Annotated in this window: 15 protein-coding genes; 9 read left to right on the top strand and 6 right to left on the bottom strand. The window is 72.2% G+C overall.

Annotated elements, in window-relative coordinates; all coding sequences use genetic code 11:
- Nucleotides 1–33 precede the first annotated feature (33 nt).
- Both pspAA and ACZ6KY_RS00535 read right to left on the bottom strand, forming a co-directional pair.
- Nucleotides 34–312, bottom strand: coding sequence for a PspA-associated protein PspAA (pspAA, locus tag ACZ6KY_RS00540; RefSeq protein WP_469308097.1), 279 nt, complete (start codon nt 310–312; stop codon nt 34–36).
- 30 nt (nt 313–342) lie between these two features.
- Nucleotides 343–1,140, bottom strand: a complete 798-nt coding sequence (locus ACZ6KY_RS00535) for a PspA/IM30 family protein (RefSeq protein ID WP_469308483.1) — start codon at nt 1,138–1,140, stop codon at nt 343–345.
- A 246-nt stretch (nt 1,141–1,386) separates the two neighbouring features.
- On the opposite strand from ACZ6KY_RS00535, the gene ACZ6KY_RS00530 reads away from it, so the two are divergent.
- Nucleotides 1,387–2,013, top strand: a complete 627-nt coding sequence (locus tag ACZ6KY_RS00530; RefSeq protein WP_469308096.1) for a DUF3043 domain-containing protein — start codon at nt 1,387–1,389, stop codon at nt 2,011–2,013.
- 83 nt (nt 2,014–2,096) lie between these two features.
- Entirely contained in the window at nt 2,097–2,798 is a 702-nt protein-coding gene (locus ACZ6KY_RS00525) for a class I SAM-dependent methyltransferase (RefSeq protein ID WP_469308095.1), read from the top strand.
- A 335-nt stretch (nt 2,799–3,133) separates the two neighbouring features.
- Here the strand turns inward: ACZ6KY_RS00525 and ACZ6KY_RS00520 are convergent, their stop codons facing one another.
- Nucleotides 3,134–3,346, bottom strand: coding sequence for a hypothetical protein (locus tag ACZ6KY_RS00520; RefSeq protein WP_081216814.1), 213 nt, complete (start codon nt 3,344–3,346; stop codon nt 3,134–3,136).
- Between the two features lie 113 nt (nt 3,347–3,459).
- Between ACZ6KY_RS00520 and ACZ6KY_RS00515 the strand changes: the two genes are divergently transcribed.
- Nucleotides 3,460–4,659 (top strand): bifunctional adenosylcobinamide kinase/adenosylcobinamide-phosphate guanylyltransferase, encoded by a 1,200-nt coding sequence (locus ACZ6KY_RS00515; protein WP_469308094.1) that lies wholly within the window; start codon nt 3,460–3,462, stop codon nt 4,657–4,659.
- 109 nt (nt 4,660–4,768) lie between these two features.
- Here the strand turns inward: ACZ6KY_RS00515 and ACZ6KY_RS00510 are convergent, their stop codons facing one another.
- On the bottom strand, nt 4,769–5,836 hold the full coding sequence (locus ACZ6KY_RS00510) for a class I SAM-dependent methyltransferase (RefSeq protein ID WP_469308093.1): 1,068 nt from the start codon (nt 5,834–5,836) through the stop codon (nt 4,769–4,771).
- A 122-nt stretch (nt 5,837–5,958) separates the two neighbouring features.
- Here ACZ6KY_RS00510 and cobT point away from each other — a divergent pair, with 122 nt between their 5' ends.
- From cobT to ACZ6KY_RS00495, 3 genes are all read left to right on the top strand, one after another.
- Nucleotides 5,959–7,131: a nicotinate-nucleotide--dimethylbenzimidazole phosphoribosyltransferase gene (cobT, locus tag ACZ6KY_RS00505; RefSeq protein ID WP_469308092.1), complete on the top strand. Its 1,173-nt coding sequence runs from the start codon at nt 5,959–5,961 to the stop codon at nt 7,129–7,131.
- Nucleotides 7,132–7,588: 457 nt separating this feature from the next.
- Nucleotides 7,589–9,385 (top strand): phosphatidylglycerol lysyltransferase domain-containing protein, encoded by a 1,797-nt coding sequence (locus ACZ6KY_RS00500; protein WP_469308091.1) that lies wholly within the window; start codon nt 7,589–7,591, stop codon nt 9,383–9,385.
- Nucleotides 9,386–9,437: 52 nt separating this feature from the next.
- Nucleotides 9,438–10,139 (top strand): hypothetical protein, encoded by a 702-nt coding sequence (locus tag ACZ6KY_RS00495; RefSeq protein WP_469308090.1) that lies wholly within the window; start codon nt 9,438–9,440, stop codon nt 10,137–10,139.
- Here the strand turns inward: ACZ6KY_RS00495 and ACZ6KY_RS00490 are convergent.
- On the bottom strand, nt 10,076–10,843 hold the full coding sequence (locus tag ACZ6KY_RS00490; RefSeq protein ID WP_469308089.1) for a hypothetical protein: 768 nt from the start codon (nt 10,841–10,843) through the stop codon (nt 10,076–10,078). The genes ACZ6KY_RS00495 and ACZ6KY_RS00490 overlap by 64 nt on opposite strands.
- A gap of 60 nt (nt 10,844–10,903) precedes the next feature.
- On the opposite strand from ACZ6KY_RS00490, the gene ACZ6KY_RS00485 reads away from it, so the two are divergent.
- The gene (locus tag ACZ6KY_RS00485; RefSeq protein ID WP_469308088.1) at nt 10,904–11,698 is read left to right on the top strand and encodes an adenosylcobinamide-GDP ribazoletransferase; all 795 of its coding nucleotides are present in this window, start codon (nt 10,904–10,906) and stop codon (nt 11,696–11,698) included.
- A gap of 247 nt (nt 11,699–11,945) precedes the next feature.
- Here ACZ6KY_RS00485 and ACZ6KY_RS00480 read toward each other — a convergent pair whose 3' ends face one another.
- A complete protein-coding gene (locus tag ACZ6KY_RS00480; RefSeq protein WP_469308087.1) occupies nt 11,946–13,976 on the bottom strand; it encodes a hypothetical protein in 2,031 nt (676 codons plus the stop codon).
- A gap of 345 nt (nt 13,977–14,321) precedes the next feature.
- Here ACZ6KY_RS00480 and ACZ6KY_RS00475 point away from each other — a divergent pair, with 345 nt between their 5' ends.
- Together ACZ6KY_RS00475 and lpdA are read left to right on the top strand one after the other, a co-directional pair.
- Nucleotides 14,322–15,848 (top strand): leucyl aminopeptidase, encoded by a 1,527-nt coding sequence (locus tag ACZ6KY_RS00475; protein WP_469308086.1) that lies wholly within the window; start codon nt 14,322–14,324, stop codon nt 15,846–15,848.
- A gap of 315 nt (nt 15,849–16,163) precedes the next feature.
- Complete coding sequence (lpdA, locus tag ACZ6KY_RS00470; RefSeq protein WP_469308085.1) at nt 16,164–17,552, top strand: dihydrolipoyl dehydrogenase; 1,389 nt, start codon at nt 16,164–16,166, stop codon at nt 17,550–17,552.
- Nucleotides 17,553–17,625: the final 73 nt, after the last annotated feature.

Genomic DNA, 17,625 nt, shown 5'->3' with positions numbered 1-17,625 from the left:
GTGGCGGCAGAGCGGTCGGGGTGCTGAAGGGGTTCAGCCGGGGATCAGGCCGTCGTCGCTCAGCATCTCGCGGACCTCTTCGAGGGTGGCGTCCGGAGACGGGAGGATGAGCTCCGACGGCTCCAGCGAGTCGTCGGGGAGCGGGGTCCCGGCGCGGCGCACCGCGTCCAGGAGGGCTCCGAGGGTGCGGCGGAAGCCGGGCTCGTCGCCCCTCTCCATCTCGGTGAGCAGCTCGTTGTCCAGCTTGTTCAGGGCGGTGAGGTGGCCGTCGTCCAGCCTCACCTGCCCCTCGCCCATGATCCGTACGATCATGTCGCCCTCCTCAGGCATGGGCCCGCCAGGTCACTGCTTGTCGAAGCGCGGAGTGTCCTGCGGCTGCGACGACGGCTGGGACTGACCCGGGCCGCCCTCGATCGCCTGCTGCTGCGCCGACGAGCCGCCGGCCAGTTCCGCCTTCATGCGCTGAAGCTCCAGCTCTACATCCGTACCACCGGAGATCCGGTCCAGCTCGCTCTGGATGTCGTCCTTGGCGAGCCCGGACTGGTCGTCGAGCGCTCCGGAGGCGAGCAGCTCGTCGATCGCGCCGGCCCGCGCCTGGAGCTGCGCGGTCTTGTCCTCGGCACGCTGGATGGCCATGCCGACGTCGCCCATCTCCTCGGAGATGCCGGAGAAGGCCTCTCCGATCCGGGTCTGCGCCTGGGCCGCCGTGTACGTGGCCTTGATCGTCTCCTTCTTCGTACGGAAGGCGTCGACCTTGGCCTGAAGCCGCTGGGCCGCGAGGGTGAGCTTCTCCTCCTCGCCCTGCAGGGTCTGGTGCTGCGTCTCCAGGTCGGTGACCTGCTGCTGGAGCGCGGCGCGGCGCGACAGCGCCTCACGGGCAAGATCCTCGCGGCCGAGCGCGAGGGCCTTGCGGCCCTGGTCCTCCAGCTTGGTGGACTGGTTCTGGAGCTGGTTCAGCTGCAGTTCGAGGCGCTTGCGGCTGGTCGCCACGTCGGCGACACCGCGCCGGACCTTCTGGAGCAGCTCCAGCTGCTTCTGATACGAGTAATCGAGGGTTTCGCGCGGGTCCTCGGCCCGGTCAAGGGCCTTGTTCGCCTTCGCGCGGAAGATCATCCCCATACGCTTCATGACACCGCTCATGGGCTTCGCGCGCCCCCTTCTGACGGACTCCAGCTCCAGGTACTGCAACAGGACCCACAGTACGGGCCCCGCATCCATTACCGCACTGTTCGGGGACGGATGCGCTCATCCCCAAGGACGACTGCGGCCGCCACCGCTCCGGCGTAAGGAGTAGGTGGCACCCGGGGTCCACCCGGGGGCGACATCCCCTCTGTCCCACTACAGACGCACGGTGTTGCCGGATCGTTCCCCACTCGATCGACGTCCATGCCCGCGGACCCCGTACCCTTGGGTTTTGTGTTCCGTAGCCGCGCGAAGGAAGAGAAGGCCCCCGCCGACAAGGCGCTGGTGACCGACTCCAAAGTGACCCGTGACCCTCAGGCCCCCAAGGGGCGCCCCACGCCCAAGCGCAGTGAGGCCCAGACCCAGCGCCGCAGCGTCGCCCAGACGCCGTCGACGCGCAAGGAGGCGTCCAAGCGACAGCGCGACGAGCGCCGTACGCAGATGGAGAGGCAGCGCCAGGCGCTGGCCAGCGGTGACGAGCGCTACCTGCCCGCACGCGACAAGGGCAAGGTGCGCCGGTTCGCGCGCGACTTCGTGGACTCGCGGTTCTGCATCGCCGAGTTCTTCCTGCCGATGGCCGTGATCATCCTCGTCCTGAGCGTGGTGCCGGTCGCCTCGCTCAAGAACGTCGCGCTGCTGCTCTGGCTGGTCATCATCGTGATGATCGTGGTCGACTCGATCAACATCACGATCCGCCTGAAGAAGCAGCTCAGCACGCGCTTCCCGGACCTGCCCAAGAAGGGCGCGGTCCCCTACGCGCTGATGCGTACCCTCCAGATGCGTCGACTCCGGCTGCCGAAGCCGCAGGTCAAGCGCGGAGAGCGGCCCTGAGCACTACGTCGTTCTCCGGGGGCGCGGCGGATGCCTGGCTGAGCAAGCTGGGCGGGCTGCGGAATGTCGTACGGCAGGAACTGGTGGCCCGGCAGCTCGATGAGCAGATAACCGGGCGGTATCCGGTGGGACAGCGCCTGCGGGTGCTGGACGTCGGGACGGGCCAGGGCACACAGGCCCTGCGGCTCGCGCGGGCCGGCCACCAGGTGACCGGGCTCGAACAGGACGCCACCATGCTGGCCATGGCCCGTCAGGCGCTGGCCGCCGAGCCCGAGGGCATCCGGAGCCGGGTGCGCCTCATCGAGGGCGACGGACGCGAGACCGGCGTGCACTTCCTGCCGGGCAGCTTCGACGTGGTGCTGTGCCACGGCGTGCTCATGTACGTCGAGGAGCCGGACGCGCTGCTGGCGGGGCTGGCGCGGATGCTGGCCCCGGGCGGGCTGCTCTCGCTGCTGGTGCGCAACGCGGACGCGCTGGCCATGCGGCCCGGAATCGGCGGGGACTGGGCGGCGACGCTGGCCTCGTTCGACACGACCGCGTACACGAACCGGCTCGGTCTCGGCGTCCGCGCCGACCGGCTCGCCACGCTGACCGGCACGCTCGCCGGGATCGGGGCTCCGCTGCACGCCTGGTACGGGGTGCGCGTCTTCACGGACACGGCGGCCGACGGCGCGCCGGTTCCGCCGGACACGGAGACACTGCTGGCCGCGGAGGAGCGCGCCGGGCGCACGGATCCCTACCGCCAGGTGGCGGCGCTGCTGCACCTGTGCGGCGTGCGGGGCTGACCCCCCTCTCCGGACGGGTCCGGGACAGCCCCCTTCGGGGCCGGGCGGAACAACCCGGGCGGGCCCGGAGACGCCCGGAGCCACGGGGGCTCCCGGCCCGGCAGAGCCGAAGGCCGACCCGCCCCCGGCGGAGTCGGCCGACTGCCGTTCCCCTGCGGAACCGGACGACGGCCCCGGCCTGTCAACGCCGGACGACCGGCCGTTCCCGGCACGTGCTCACGACGAGGGGCCGGCCGGGGACCGTGTCGCCGGGGTGTGCCGGGGTCTCGCTCGGCTGGGTCGCCGCGGTGGGCGGTGGCGGGTTGCCGGGGTGGGACCCGGCAACCCCTACCGGCCTACTCCGGTTCGGCGTGCAGGCTCATCGGACCGTAGATCTTCGTGCTGTCCTCGAAGAGGAACACCTGGTCCGCGCCGCCCGCCAGAAGGTCCTTCCACACTTCGCCGATCCAGGACTCGGCGTCGCCCTGGGTGGTGAACTCCTCGGGCTGCACCGCGGGTTGGACCTCTGTCCCGTCGGACTTCTCGAACCGCCACGTCCATGCCGCCATGTACGCCTCCAAGATGTGAGCACACTGCACAGCGGAAGCCGGACAAGATCCGTCTCCCGTCCGAAGCCTAGCCGGACGCGCAAGACGTGCGGGGACACGGAAAAATCGGCGACGTGGAACTGACTCTGCTCGGCACCGGCGCCCCCGCGGGCCTGCCCCGCCCCGACTGTCCCTGCGCCGCGTGCGCGACCGCGCTCGGCGAGAGGGCGCGGGCGGCGACCGCGCTGCTCGTGGACGGCACACTGCTGCTCGACCTCACCCCCGGCGCCGCGTTCGCGGCCGCCCGCGCCGGACACTCGCTGGGCGGCGTACGGCAGGTACTGCTCTCGCATCCGCACGACGGGCCCGCCGTGGAGGTGGCCGCCGGGCTGCCGCAGCCCGGCCGGGTGCCCGACGGACGGGAGTTGGCGCTGCTGACGGGACACCGGGTGCGGGCGGTGCCGATGGACGCGCCCGGCACGGGGTACGCGGTGACCGGCCCGGACGGGCGGCAGCTGCTGTACCTGCCGCCGGGCGCCGCGCCGGCCGGTCTGGACGAGAAGGGGGACGTCTACCACATGGTCCTCCTCGACGTGGTGGGACGCCCGGACGCCCTGGCGAAGCTGCGCGCGGTCGGCGCGGTCGACCCGACGACGGACGTGATCGCGGTGCACCTCGACCACGACGTGCCCCCGGGCCCCGAACTGCGGCGGCGGCTCGCCGCGGCGGGCGCGCGGGCCGTGCCCGACGGGACGACGCTCGACGTGGGCGTCTACGAGGACGTACCCGACGTGCCGCGCAGGACGCTGGTGCTCGGCGGGGCGCGTTCGGGCAAGTCGCTGGAGGCGGAACGGCGGATGGAGACCTTCCCCGACGTCCTGTACGTCGCCACGGGAGGTACGCGGGGCGGGGACTCCGAATGGGCGCAGCGGGTCAGCGTCCACCGTGAACGGCGGCCCGGCTCCTGGCAGACCGTCGAGACCTGCGACCTGGCCCCCCTCCTCGCGGAGGACGGACCGCCCCTGCTCGTCGACTGTCTCTCGCTGTGGCTGACGGACGCCATGGACTCGGTGAACGCCTGGGACGACGCCGAGTGGTCCGGCGGCGGCGAACGCGCCCTGCGCGCCCGCGTGGAGGAGCTCGTCGGCGCGGTCCGGAACACCCGCCGCACGGTCGTCGCCGTCTCCAACGAGGTCGGCTCGGGCATCGTCCCCGCCACGGCCTCCGGGCGCCGCTACCGCGACGAACTCGGGCGGCTGAACGCGGCGTTCGCCGGGGAGTGCGAGCACGTGCTGCTGGTGGTGGCGGGACAGGTCCTGAAGCTGCGGGGCTGACCCCGGCCCGCTTCTCGTCCGTCCCGTCCGTCCCGCGCTGGCCCCCGTCCATCCCGCGCTCGCTCGCTCCCGCCCGACCCCGGTTCGCGGCGGGCGGCGGGCGGCGGGCTCAGACCTCCTTGCGGGCCACGACGCGGTACGCGTTCGAGAAGCGGGTGCGGCGGAGCAGGGGGGCCATCAGGCGGTCCAGCGCGGCGGTCGAGGCCAGGAGCGGGGCGGACGCCCGGGTCAGGGCCAGGCGCGCGGTGCGCTGGAAGGGGGTCGGGGGTGCCGGGCGCCAGGGGACGTCGGGGCCGGGGAGGGCGCGCCCGAGGGCCAGGGCGAGGGCGCCCGACAGATCATGGGGGATGTGCGGCTCACGCCGGTCCGTCGCGACGACCACGCAGCCGAGGGATTCGAGCTCGCCGAGCAGATTGGGCAGCGGCATCAGATGCAGATGGCGCGGCTGGCCGTACGCCACCCACCACTTGCCGAGCAGCAGGCCGAACGCGCAGTCGGGGTCGGGCACTTCGACGAGGAGATGTCCGCCGGGGCGCAACACCTGGAGCGCGGCGCGCAGTTCCTCGCGCGGGTCGGGCGTGTGCTCCAGATGGTGGAACATGCTCACGACGTCGTAGCGGGCCCGCAGCCGCTCGGCGATCCGCGGGTCGGTGAGCCGCCCGACGTGCGCCTCCTCCACCCGTCCCGCCGCCCGCGCCCTCTCGACGCGCCGTGTCGGGTCGAGCCCGTCGAAGGACGTGTACGGGTGGACCTCCTTGGCCGCCTCCGGGAAGTACCCGTGCCCGGTACCGATGTCGAGCCAGCTCTCCGGCTCCGGGAAGGGCAGCATGGCGCGGGCCGCCGCGAGGTGGCGTCCGGCTCCGCCGCGGGCGCCGAGCAGCCGTTCGGCGAGGCTGTCCCGGGCGTCCTCGCGGAGGTCCCGGTGGTAGAAGGCCAGCCCCTCGGGGGTGAGCCGGGGGTTCTGGAAGGCGTGGGCGCAGTCCCCGCATTCGTCGACGACGAACGTCCCCGGCTTGCGCTGCCGCAGATCCGGCGTACGCAGCCGGGTGCGCAGGCGCTTCGAGCCGCACCAGGGGCAGTCGGCGCGGCGCGGTTCGTGGAACCGGGCGGTGCCCTGGGCGAGTTCGGCCGCGTAGGCGGCCCGGCGTTCGGAGACCGGCTGCGGGGTGGGGGGCATGGGCGCTCCTGTCGGGGACGAGCTGTACGACAATCCGACACAAACGGTACGTATGCGAAGGGGATCCGGAGTGCAACGACGTGGCGCGGACGCGTTCGATCGCTGCCGGTACTGTTCGGCGAATGAGCTCGCTTAATCTCGACGACTTCACCGATCTGATCGAGCGTCCCGACGGAGGCGTACGCCGTGACGCCGAGGCGTACCGGGAGCGCCGGACCGTGCCGCCCGGGGCGCTGGGCCGCCTCGACGACCTGGGTGAGTGGCTGGCGGCGGCGCAGTCCGCGGTGCCGGTGCGGCCGATCGAGCACCCGCGTGCCGTGCTGTTCGCGGGCGACCACGGGATCGCCGCCCTCGGTGTGTCGGCGCGCCCCGCGGGCAGTGCCGGCCGTCTGGTGCGGGCGGTCCTGGAGGGCGCGAGCCCCGCGTCGGTGCTGGCCCGCCGGCTCGGCGTGCCGGTGCGCGTGATCGACATGGCGCTGGAGGCCGATCCCGAGGGGCTGCCCGACGAGGTCGTACGGCACCGGATCCGGCGTGGTTCGGGCCGGATCGACGTCGAGGACGCGATGACCCTGGAGGAGGCGGAGGCCGCGTTCCGGGCCGGGGTCGCCATCGCGGACGAGGAGGCGGACTCCGGTACGGACCTGGTGGTGCTCGGCGACATCAGCGTGGGCGGGACCACGGCGGCGGCCGTCCTGGTCGCGGCGCTGTGCGGGACCGACGCTTCCGTCGTGACCGGGCGGGGCGGGCAGGCCATCGACGACCTCGCGTGGATGCGCAAGTGCGCCGCCGTGCGCGACTCCCTGCGGCGGGCCCGGCCCGTGCTCGGGGACCAGCTTCAGCTGCTCGCGACGGTGGGCGGGGCCGACCTGGCGGCGATGACCGGGTTCCTGCTCCAGAGCGCGGCACGGAAGATGCCGGTGATCCTCGACGGGGTCGTGTCGGCCGCGTGCGCGCTGGTCGGTCAGCGGGTCGCCTTCCGCGCGCCGGACTGGTGGCTGGCGGGGCAGCGCAGCGGGGAACCGGCGCAGGCCAAGGCGCTGGACCGGATGGCCCTCGAACCGCTGCTCGACCACGGGGTGACGGTGGGCGAGGGCGCGGGCGCCCTGCTCGCCCTGCCCCTGGTGCAGGCCGCGGCGAGCCTCGCCGCGGACCTGCCGGAGGCCCCCTCCCCGGAGGCGGAGGCGGCACCGGAAGCGGAGCCCGAGCTGGACTCCGAGCCCGGCGCCGCATCCGACGCCGAGCCCGAGAGCGGCACCGAGACCGACACCGGACCCGACACCGAGCCCAAGGCCTGACACCGGGTCCGGCCTCGGCGCTCAGGCCGCGCCCAGGCCCGACCCCGACTCCACGGCCCCCGGCCGGGACGAGCAGCCGGCCGGTTCCTGGGCGGCGCCCGAGCCCGGCGCCGACCGTCCGGTCCCGGCCAGGACGATTCACTGGACGAGTCGGGCTGCCGCACGCCCGAAGGGGCACCCCGTACGACACAGGCCTTTCGGACCCCTGCCGGAAGATTCACCGACCGGGGCGACCGGGGTCGGGTGCCTCGGTCCGAGGGGGCGTCCAGGGGCGGCAGTTGTTCTCCGGGCCCCGGCCGGGGCCAGTGGCCGAGCGGGCGGGGCGGTTTCGGTGTCATGGAGTCCGGTGCCCCCCGGCCGGGGCGGGCCGGCAAGGTGAGGACCCGCCGCCCGGCGGGGCACCACCCGTACCGGCCCTCCCCCGCACGGGCCACCACGACCCATATCATCGCGCTTTATGGGAGATGCCCGAATTGCCGCTGACCAGGAACGGGCGTCGGCCCGCCGGAGTGACGGGGACCGGCGGTCCACGGCTTCCTCCCGGCGGTCCGCCGCCTTCGCCGTGTGGTACCTGCGCGCGGTCACGTTCATCAACTTTCTGAGCGCCGCCTGGGTGTCGCTCGGACAGGACGTCCGACGGCACAACACGGAGAACTACTTCACGCCCTATCTGCTGACCGCGGGCTTCGCCTCCGGTGTGTTCACGATGTTCCTGGCCATCACGATGCGGCGGCGCAAGCGGGCCGCCTGGATCCTCAACTCCGTGCTCAGCGGCCTGTTCCTGCTGCTCTTCGGCGTCGCGATGGCGTTCCCTGAGATCCGCCAGTACGCCCAGAACTGGGTCTCGCTCGCGCTGACCGCAGCCTTCGTGGGCTCCCTGGTCCTGGGCCGCCGGGAGTTCTACGCCAAGGGCGACCGGTCGAACCCGAAGCTCGCCGCGGCCGTCGCGGTCGGCGGGCTGCTGGTCACCTCGCTGCTCGCCGCGCTGCTGGTCACGGTCACCAACAACGCGCACGACGCGCACCGTTCGACCTTCCTGGACCGCTGGCGCTACGGCACCCTGCGGCTCGTCTCGGTCGCCGCCGACGACTCCCGCTACCCGGGGATCGCGACGCCGAACTGGGTCAACGTCACGATCAACGTGCTCAGCACCCTGCTGGTACTCGCCGTCCTCTACGCCGCCTTCCGCTCCCGGCGCGCCGTCGACCCGCTCACCGAGGACGACGAGAAGCGGCTGCGCGCGCTGCTCGACCGCAACGGCGACCGGGACTCACTGGGCTACTTCTCGCTGCGCCGGGAGAAGAGCGTGGTCTGGTCGCCCACCGGCAAGGCGGCGGTGGCGTACCGCGTGGTGGGCGGGGTCTCCCTGGCGAGCGGCGACCCCATCGGCGACCCCGAGGCCTGGCCCGGCGCCATCGAGCCCTGGCTCGCCGAGGCCCGGGAGCACGGCTGGATCCCGGCGGTGATGGGCGCGAGCGAGGAGGCGGGCACCATCTACTCCCGGCATGGACTCGACGCCCTGGAGCTGGGCGACGAAGCCCTCGTCGAGACAGCCGAGTTCACCCTCGAGGGACGGGCCATGCGGACGGTCCGGCAGGCCTACAACCGGGTCAAGCGGGCGGGCTACCGGGTACGCATCCGGCGGCACGAGGACATCCCGGCCGCCGAGATGGCCTATCTGCTGGAGCGTGCGGACGACTGGCGCGACGGCGCGACCGAGCGCGGCTTCAGCATGGCGCTCGGCCGGCTCGGCGACCCCGAGGACGGGCAGTGCGTGATGCTCGAATGCACGGACGCCGAGGGCGGGTTGAGGGCGGTGCTGTCCTTCGTGCCGTGGGGGCCGGGCGGGCTCTCGCTCGACCTGATGCGGCGCGACCGCGACGCGGAGAACGGGCTCATGGAGTTCATGGTGATCGAACTCCTGCGGCGCGCCCGGGAGATCGAGATCACTCAGGTCTCACTCAACTTCGCCATGTTCCGTTCGGTCTTCGAACGTGGCGCGCGTCTCGGCGCGGGCCCGGTGCTGCGGCTGTGGCGCTCGCTGCTCAGCTTCTGCTCCCGCTGGTGGCAGATCGAGTCGCTGTACCGGGCCAACGCCAAGTACCGGCCCATCTGGGAGCCGCGGTTCCTGCTCTTCGAGAAGAGCGCGGACCTGCTGCGCATCGGTGTCGCGTCCGCGCGCGCCGAGGGGTTCCTGGAGGCGCCGGGCCTGCCGAAGTGGCTGCACCGCAAGCACTTGGAGTCGCACAGATGAGACCGACGGGACGGACGAGGACCGACGTGAGGAGAGCCGTGGGGACGCCCGGATGAGCACACTCGCCCGCTGGGCCCGCGCCGAGTGGGGTCTGCTGTACGCCACCGTGCGCCGGGCCCTGAAGGCGAGGGGGTGGCGGGCGGTCCCCATGACCCTCGGCGCGGTGTGCCTGACGGCCGTCCTCCAGTTCGTCCAGAACCAGTCCTGGGGCTATCAGCTGGTGCAGAACACGGGCGCCGTCCGGGCCGAGGACCCGTTGTGGCTCGCCCTGCTGCGCACCCCGCTCTCCTTGTTCGTACCGGCCCTGGACCTGCCCGTGTGGGGCGCGCTCGCGCAGATGCTGGTCGTGTTCGGGATCGCCGAGATCTGTCTGGGCTGGTGGCGCACGCTCGTCATCGCGTACGTCGCCACGCTGGCGGGGACGCTGTACGCCCGGGCCGGCATCGCGCTCGGCCCGCACCGTCCGCTGGGGCTGCCCGGGGCGGACTCGCTGGTCGTCGACACCGGGCCGTCGGCTGCCGTGGTGGGCCTGGCGGTGTTCCTGGGCTGGCGCTACCGGGCGTATGTGACGGCGGGGGTGGTGATCGGGGCGATGGTGGCCGAGGTGCTCGTCAAGGACAACCTGGCGGGCAAGGAGCACCTGGCGGCCATCGCCGCCGTGCTGGTCGTGTGCTGCCTGTCCGCGGTGCGTCACCGCCGTTCGGGCAGGGAGCGGTCGGGCGCGGGGTCGGGTTTACCGCCGATCCACTCCTGAGCCCTGCGGCTGGGGCCCGCCCAGCGGCGGTCGTGCCGGTAGGTGCGCAGCCTTGACCGGGCGCGGGCGCGCGGCCGGCGCCGGTAGAAGCGCTTGGCCCACGGTGAACCGGGCTTGGCCAGCCGCAGCGTGCCGATGAGGGCGATGAAGGGAACGATCACCCCGAAGATGGCCATGCGTACCTTGCCCTTGCTGAGGCAGAGCAGCGCGAAGAGGAAGTTCAGGGCGATGGTCACGATCACGCTGGCGCGGTCCTGCGCCTCCTGGTCGCTGACGTCGTTGACGCCGAACGGCGAGAAGCCGCTGAGCATCAGACCTACGAGGGCCGCCGTGACCACCACGACCTCGACGCTCTTGCGCCCCGCCTCGGTCCAGTAGACGTCGTCGAGGTGCAGGATCAGCGCGAACTCGTCGAGCACCAGGCCCGTTCCGATGCCGAACACCACGGCGCTGGCGCACGCCCCGGCCCCGTACCGGCTGCTGGCCACCGCGCCGAAGCCGCCGATCACCGTGAGCACGACCCCGGGCACCACGTGGTGGATGTGCAGATCACCGGCCTTGACGTTGCCGAAGGGCCCTTTGCCGGCGCGGATGAGCCGCACGATGGCGCGGGTGACCACGAAGGTCACGACGAACGAGGCCAGCGCCAGCAGCAGCGGGAGCTTCCCGGGCTCGATGACGTTCCGCTGAAACCAATGACCCATATGTGAACTTTATCCACCGCCGCCGTATCCGCCCTCCGGGCGTCCGGGTAGCCTGCGCCGATGTCCAAGACCGCCTCCGGGGCCTCCCTCGCCGACAGCCTCCGCTTCGCCTTCGGCACCCTCACCGTGCTCCCCGTGAAGGTGGGCCGCTGGGACCGCGACGCGGCGCGCGGCGGCATGCTGTGCGCCCCGCTGGCCGGTCTGGTGGTCGGGGCGGGCGCGGCCCTGGTGGGCGTGGCGCTGCTGGCCATGGGCGCCGGCCCGCCGCTCGCGGCCGTGGCCACCGCCGCCGTGCCCGCCGCGCTCACCCGGGGCCTGCACCTCGACGGCCTCGCCGACACCGCGGACGGGCTGGGCAGCGGCAAGCCCGCCGAGGAAGCACTGCGGATCATGAAGCAGTCGGACATCGGCCCGTTCGGCGTGATCACCCTCCTGTTCGTCCTGCTCGCCCAGGTGGCCGCACTCGCCCAGGCGTACGACGCCTCGTGGGGCCGGGGTGTCCTCGCGGCCGTCGTCTCGGCGACCGCGGCCCGCCTCGCGCTCACGCTCGCCGCCCGCGCCGGGGTGCCCGCGGCCCGTCCCGAGGGTCTGGGCGCGGCGGTCGCGGGCACCGTGCCGGTGCGCGGCGCCCTGCTGGTGGCGGCGGCCGTGGCCGGCGCGGCGGCGGGTGCGGGCGCGCTCGTCGGGACGTACGACCTCGTGCGTGCCGCGGTGGCGGTGGGCGTTTCCTGCCTGGCCGCGGAACTGCTGCTGCGGCACTGCACCCGGCGCTTCGGCGGTGTCACCGGCGATGTGTTCGGGGGCCTCGCGGAGACGGCGGCGACGACCGCGCTGGTGGTTCTCTCGCTGGGCTGACCACCGGGGTGTTCACGGGGCGGGGTCGAGGGTGTGCGGCAGCGTGCCCCAGGGGTGGTCCCCACTCCGGGGACCGCGCAGTACAGGGCGGCCCCCCGTTCCTGTGCCAGGGCCGCCGCGTCGATGCCGGCCGGTACCCCGTGGACGAGGTGACACAGACTCGCCCCGGCACCCGTCGCGCGGCTCGCGAGCGCACCCCGGCCGTGTCGGACCGGGGTGCGCGTCGCGAGCCACGGCGCTGCCGTGCTTACGCGGGCAGGTTCAGCTTCACTGCGGACTGAAGGAGCTCCGGCTTGGTCCAGTCATTGCGCTGTCCCGCGTACGGCGTGCCGAACGGGGTGGTGCCGACCAGGAGTTGCTTGGTGGTCCCCTCGGGCACGGTCACCGGGATCTGGGTCCCGGACGGGGCCGTGACGGTGACGGTGTTGCCGACGCGGTAGGCCGTGACCTTGCCGCTCGCCAGGGCCGTCTGCCAGTCGGTACGGCGCTGGAGCTCGGTGCCGATCGCGCTCTCGCGGGGGTTCTGCAGCGGGGTGTTGTCGGCGTAGATGTCCTTGTAGTCGGAGAGCACCTTGTCCAGGACCGGGTACAGGATGCGGTCCTCGGCCAGGTTGGACTGGTGGACGTAGTGCGGGCGCGGGTCGTTGCCGATGGCGTGCGACAACGCGTTGCGCGCCTCGACCGGGACGATGTAGTCGGCGTAGCCGGTGGCCGCGTTCAGCGGGGCCGGCATGCAGGTGGACGTGGCGTTGTTCTCGCAGAGGCCGCTGCCGCCGTCGGCCTTCGAGGTGTAGATCCAGTTGTACTCGTCGGCCATCTCCTCGGCCTTGCCGGCGTTGTAGTAGATGTTCATCGGGTAGCGGGGGACGGTCATCACGCCCTTGCCGACCGAACGCTGCTCGGGCTCACGGGAGTTGTCGGACCCGGTCCACTTGACGCCGTTCGCGGAGAGGGCGGCCGCGAGGTTCGGGTTGTCGTCGGGCTGCTGGGGCAGCGTCTTGAGACCCGAGTGCTCGCCGGTCACCAGCTCGGTGCGGTCGGTGGACAGGCCGTGGGAGGCCGCCCAGTTGTTGTTGTTCGCGATCTCCGCGGAGATGTCCGACCGGCTCACGTACTTCGTCGAGCCGTCGGCGTTCTTCGAGCAGGTCCAGGGGACGGTCGTGGTGTCCTGGACGCAGCCGAGGAACAGGTGCGTGTACGTGTGGTTCATCCAGCGGAACTTGGCCTTGTCGGCGAGCAGCCGGTCCGTGAGGGCGTCCGTGCCGCCGTTCTCGGTCTTCCACTCCTCGCCCGCGCCCGCGTTGAAGACCATGTCGAGCGTGAACCCGTGGTCGGCCTCCCACTGGGCGGCGTAGGCGGCGTCGTCCGCGGTCATCCGGATCGGCGTGGTCGTGTCCTCGCCGTCGCCGCCCGCGCAGTCGATGTCGCCCGGCGTGCAGTTGAGCTGGGAGTCCCAGCGGGCGTCGGACGCGAAGACGTCGTCGACGTGGACGGAGAAGTAGTTCCTGCTCTGCCCGAGGTGCACGCCCTGGGTGAGCCATTCGACGATGCCGCGCGCCAGGACCTTGAACTGCTTCTGGTACTGGTTGTACGCGAAGGTCACCACGAGTTCGCGGCGCCCGTCGTGCGCGTACTGCCCGAGCATCGAACCGCCGGTGGGCGCGTCCAGGTAGCTGGTGAACCCGTCCCTCGGGTGCGCCGCGTACCCGTAGGTCTCCTGCACCGCCGGGTCGTTGTCCTCGAAGGTCAGCGGTCCGTCGAGGTAGCGGAACGGGCCGGCCGTGCCCGCCGCGGTGATCTGGGTGGTCGCTCCGTCCAGGACGCCGGACCAGCCGCCGTTCTGGTTGGTGTAGTCGAGACCGACCTCGGGGTGTGCCCAGGTGTAGGCGTCGACCTGCGGGATGCCGAACGTCTTCTCGTACGTCTCCAGAGCGGTCTGTTCGGCCGAACCCGCGCCGAACGGCGCCTCGTTCGGCAGGACGACGCCCTGGTACTTGGCGCGCGGGGCGCCGTTCACGGTGTCGCTCAGGAACGTCGCGCTGATGGTCGGACGGCTCGCGTCACCCAGATTGACCGTGGTGTACGGGACACCGTCGTTCTTCAGCTCCGCGGTGATCGCCCCCACCTGGCCCGCGCCGTTGTCGACGACCAGGACCTTGAGATCGATGCGCGGTGTGGCGGCAGCGGATGCGCCGGGAGTCCCCACTCCCAGCGCCAGGAGTCCGGCGGCCCCCAGGACGGCGGCCGTCCCTCTCCACCGATGCAGACTCTGTGCCATGTGTTGCGCCTCCCCCTCGAAGATCCCCCTTCGGGTGGAAACCGTGGGGGATCTGTGGAAATCGTGCAAACCAGTGGACGACCCGCCCACCGGAACACGATGAGTGTGTCTCAGGTGACCAAGAGTGAGGGGCGGGAATCCAGCACGCCGCCACTTGTGGGTGAACGTCCGTAGGAATGAGCGAAACCCGAGCCCGAGCGTAGGCTCGTCCCGGGTACTCGCCCGCCCTGTCAGGGGCCCCGGCAAGGACCGCCCCCGAGGACGGATCTAGGGTCAGCCGTCGGGCCCGGTCGACCCACCCCTCTCGGCCACACGAACTTCAATGGAAGCGGAGATCTCACCACCGTGACTGCTCTCACTCTCAGCACCGCCGCAGCGTCAGGTCTGCGGGCCGACGCGATCGTCGTCGGTGTCGCGAAGGGCCCCAAGGGCCCGGTCGTCGCACCGGGCGCCGAGGCCGTGGACAAGGCGTACGACGGCGGGCTCGCCGGAATCCTGGAGACCCTCGGCGCCTCCGGGTCCGAGGGCGAGGTGACCAAGCTGCCCGCGCCGTCCGGATTCAAGGCCCCCGTCGTGGTGGCCGTCGGCCTGGGAGCGGTCCCCGAGGAGGAGGACGGCTTCGACGCCGAGGCACTGCGCCGCGCGGCCGGTGTCGCCGCCCGCGCGCTCGCCGGAGCCAAGAAGGCCGCCTTCGCGCTGCCGATCCGGGACGCCGCCGACGCCGGTGCCGTCGCCGAGGGCGCCCGCCTGGGCGCGTACGGCTTCGACGCCTACAAGGAGACCGGCCGGGGCGACGCCGCCAAGAGCGGCAAGGGTCCGCTCGGCGAGGTGACGCTGCTCGGCGGCAAGCCCCGGGACGCGGCGTACAAGGCGGCCGTCGCGCGCGCCACCGCCGTGACCGAGGAGCTCAACCGCGCCCGCGACCTCGTCAACACCCCGCCGAACGACCTCAACCCGGAGTCCTTCGCCGCCGTCGCCACCGCGGCCGGCAAGGAGCACGGCATCAAGGTGACCGTGCTCGACGAGAAGGCCCTGGCCAAGGGCGGCTACGGCGGCATCGTCGGCGTCGGCGCCGGAGCGGTCGCCGGTCCCCGCCTGGTGAAGCTGTCGTACACCTCCGCCAAGGCCACCAAGCACCTCGCCTTCGTCGGCAAGGGCATCACCTACGACTCGGGCGGCATCTCGCTGAAGCCCGCCGGGCACAACGAGACGATGAAGTGCGACATGGCCGGCGCCGCCGCGGTCTTCGCCGCCGTGGTCACCGCCGCGCGCCTCGGCCTGGAGGTCAACGTCACGGGCTGGCTCGCCCTCGCCGAGAACATGCCGTCCGGCTCCGCCACCCGTCCGGGTGACGTGCTGCGCATGTACAGCGGCAAGACCGTCGAGGTCCTGAACACCGACGCCGAGGGCCGGCTGGTCCTCGCGGACGCGCTGTGGAAGGCGTCCGAGGAGAAGCCGGACGCGATCGTCGACGTGGCGACGCTGACCGGCGCGATGGTCCTGGCGCTCGGCAACCGCACCTTCGGCGTGATGGCCAACGACGACGCGTTCCGCGCCTCGATCGTCGAGGCCGCCGACGAGGTCGGCGAGGAGTCCTGGCCGATGCCGCTGCCCGAGCACCTGCGCAAGGGCATGGACTCCCCCACCGCCGACATGGCCAACATGGGCGAGCGCATGGGCGGCGGCCTGGTCGCCGGTCTGTTCCTGCGCGAGTTCGTGGGCGAGGGCATCACCTGGGCGCACCTGGACATCGCGGGCCCCGCGTTCAACGAGGCCGGCCCGTTCGGCTACACCCCCAAGGGCGGTACCGGTTCCGCGGTCCGCACCCTGGTCCGTCTCGCCGAACTGACGGCGGCCGGCGACCTGGGCTGAGCCTTCGTACCGCGAGCGGCCCCGGGCGTTGACTCGCCCGGGGCCGCTCGTATGGCCGTACGGAGGTTTCGCCCGCGACGAAATCCGCGGGTTCACCCGGCTCCGCACCCCGTCGACGTGATGGATCAGACGTCCCACACACCGGCCCGGCGTCTCGCTCGCCCTCGACAAGTGCGAAGATGGGTTCTCGGCAGGACAGGGCCCCCACCACAGGGCCGTAGAAAGAGCGGCCGGACACCAGCCGACCGACCGGTCAACCACCCGCAAGGGACAACGGTGCCCGGCGTTACGGCGCACATGCATGGAGGACGTGACGTGGCGAACGACGCCAGCACCGTTTTCGACCTAGTGATCCTCGGCGGCGGTAGCGGCGGTTACGCCGCGGCGCTGCGCGGAGCGCAGCTGGGCCTGGACGTCGCCCTGATCGAGAAGGACAAGGTCGGCGGTACCTGCCTGCACCGTGGGTGCATCCCCACGAAGGCCCTGCTGCACGCGGGTGAGATCGCCGACCAGGCCCGCGAGAGCGCGCAGTTCGGCGTCAAGGCCACCTTCGAGGGCATCGACGTACCCGCCGTCCACAAGTACAAGGACGGGGTCGTCTCGGGCCTGTACAAGGGTCTCCAGGGTCTCATCGCGTCCCGCAAGGTGACGTACATCGAGGGTGAGGGCCGTCTGTCCTCCCCGACCTCCGTCGACGTGAACGGGCAGCGCGTCCAGGGCCGCCACGTGCTCCTCGCGACCGGCTCCGTGCCGAAGTCGCTGCCGGGCCTGGAGATCGACGGCAACCGCGTCATCTCCTCGGACCACGCCCTCGTCCTGGACCGCGTGCCGCAGTCCGCGATCATCCTGGGCGGCGGTGTCATCGGCGTGGAGTTCGCCTCCGCGTGGAAGTCCTTCGGCGCCGACGTGACGATCGTCGAGGGCCTCAAGCACCTCGCGCCCCTCGAGGACGAGAACTCCTCCAAGCTTCTTGAGCGCGCGTTCCGCAAGCGCGGCATCAAGTTCAACCTGGGCACCTTCTTCTCGAAGGCCGAGTACACCCAGAACGGCGTCAAGGTCACCCTTGCCGACGGCAAGGAGTTCGAGGCCGAGCTGCTGCTCGTCGCCGTCGGCCGCGGCCCGGTCTCGGCCGGTCTCGGCTACGAGGAGCAGGGCATCGCGATGGACCGCGGCTACGTCCTGGTCGACGAGTACATGCGCACGAACGTGCCGACCGTCTCCGCCGTCGGCGACCTCGTCCCGACGCTCCAGCTCGCGCACGTCGGCTTCGCCGAGGGCATGCTGGTCGCGGAACGGCTGGCCGGTCTGAAGACCGTCCCGATCGACTACGACGGTGTCCCCCGCGTGACGTACTGCCACCCCGAGGTCGCCTCCGTGGGTATCACCGAGGCCAAGGCCAAGGAGATCTACGGTGCGGACAAGGTCGTCGCCCTGAAGTACAGCCTCGCGGGCAACGGCAAGAGCAAGATCCTCAACACCTCGGGTGAGATCAAGCTCGTCCAGGTGAAGGACGGTGCCGTGGTCGGCGTCCACATGGTCGGCGACCGCATGGGCGAGCAGGTCGGCGAAGCCCAGCTGATCTACAACTGGGAAGCGCTGCCCGCCGAGGTCGCCCAGCTCATCCACGCCCACCCGACGCAGAACGAGGCGCTCGGCGAGGCCCACCTCGCCCTCGCGGGCAAGCCGCTGCACGCGCACGACTGATCAGCCCCGGCCGGTCCGCCCGGCCGCCGGCTGTACCCAGTCCCCGCGTCGAGCAGGGCGCGACGACGACCAC

The organism is Streptomyces sp. NPDC042002, from assembly GCF_055588305.1.
Note: the sequence above shows the minus strand (reverse complement) of the source record. Positions and strands in the feature narration are given on the sequence as shown.

What these genes read in the sequence shown, in the direction of transcription:
- pspAA (WP_469308097.1), bottom strand. Translation starts at nt 312, where the DNA reads ATGATCGTACGGATCATGGGCGAGGGGCAGGTGAGGCTGGACGACGGC.
- ACZ6KY_RS00535 (WP_469308483.1), bottom strand. Translation starts at nt 1,140, where the DNA reads ATGAGCGGTGTCATGAAGCGTATGGGGATGATCTTCCGCGCGAAGGCG.
- ACZ6KY_RS00530 (WP_469308096.1), top strand. Translation starts at nt 1,387, where the DNA reads ATGCCCGCGGACCCCGTACCCTTGGGTTTTGTGTTCCGTAGCCGCGCG.
- ACZ6KY_RS00520 (WP_081216814.1), bottom strand. Translation starts at nt 3,346, where the DNA reads ATGGCGGCATGGACGTGGCGGTTCGAGAAGTCCGACGGGACAGAGGTC.
- ACZ6KY_RS00510 (WP_469308093.1), bottom strand. Translation starts at nt 5,836, where the DNA reads ATGCCCCCCACCCCGCAGCCGGTCTCCGAACGCCGGGCCGCCTACGCG.
- cobT (WP_469308092.1), top strand. Translation starts at nt 5,959, where the DNA reads ATGAGCTCGCTTAATCTCGACGACTTCACCGATCTGATCGAGCGTCCC.
- ACZ6KY_RS00500 (WP_469308091.1), top strand. Translation starts at nt 7,589, where the DNA reads ATGGGAGATGCCCGAATTGCCGCTGACCAGGAACGGGCGTCGGCCCGC.
- ACZ6KY_RS00495 (WP_469308090.1), top strand. Translation starts at nt 9,438, where the DNA reads ATGAGCACACTCGCCCGCTGGGCCCGCGCCGAGTGGGGTCTGCTGTAC.
- ACZ6KY_RS00490 (WP_469308089.1), bottom strand. Translation starts at nt 10,843, where the DNA reads ATGGGTCATTGGTTTCAGCGGAACGTCATCGAGCCCGGGAAGCTCCCG.
- ACZ6KY_RS00485 (WP_469308088.1), top strand. Translation starts at nt 10,904, where the DNA reads ATGTCCAAGACCGCCTCCGGGGCCTCCCTCGCCGACAGCCTCCGCTTC.
- ACZ6KY_RS00480 (WP_469308087.1), bottom strand. Translation starts at nt 13,976, where the DNA reads ATGGCACAGAGTCTGCATCGGTGGAGAGGGACGGCCGCCGTCCTGGGG.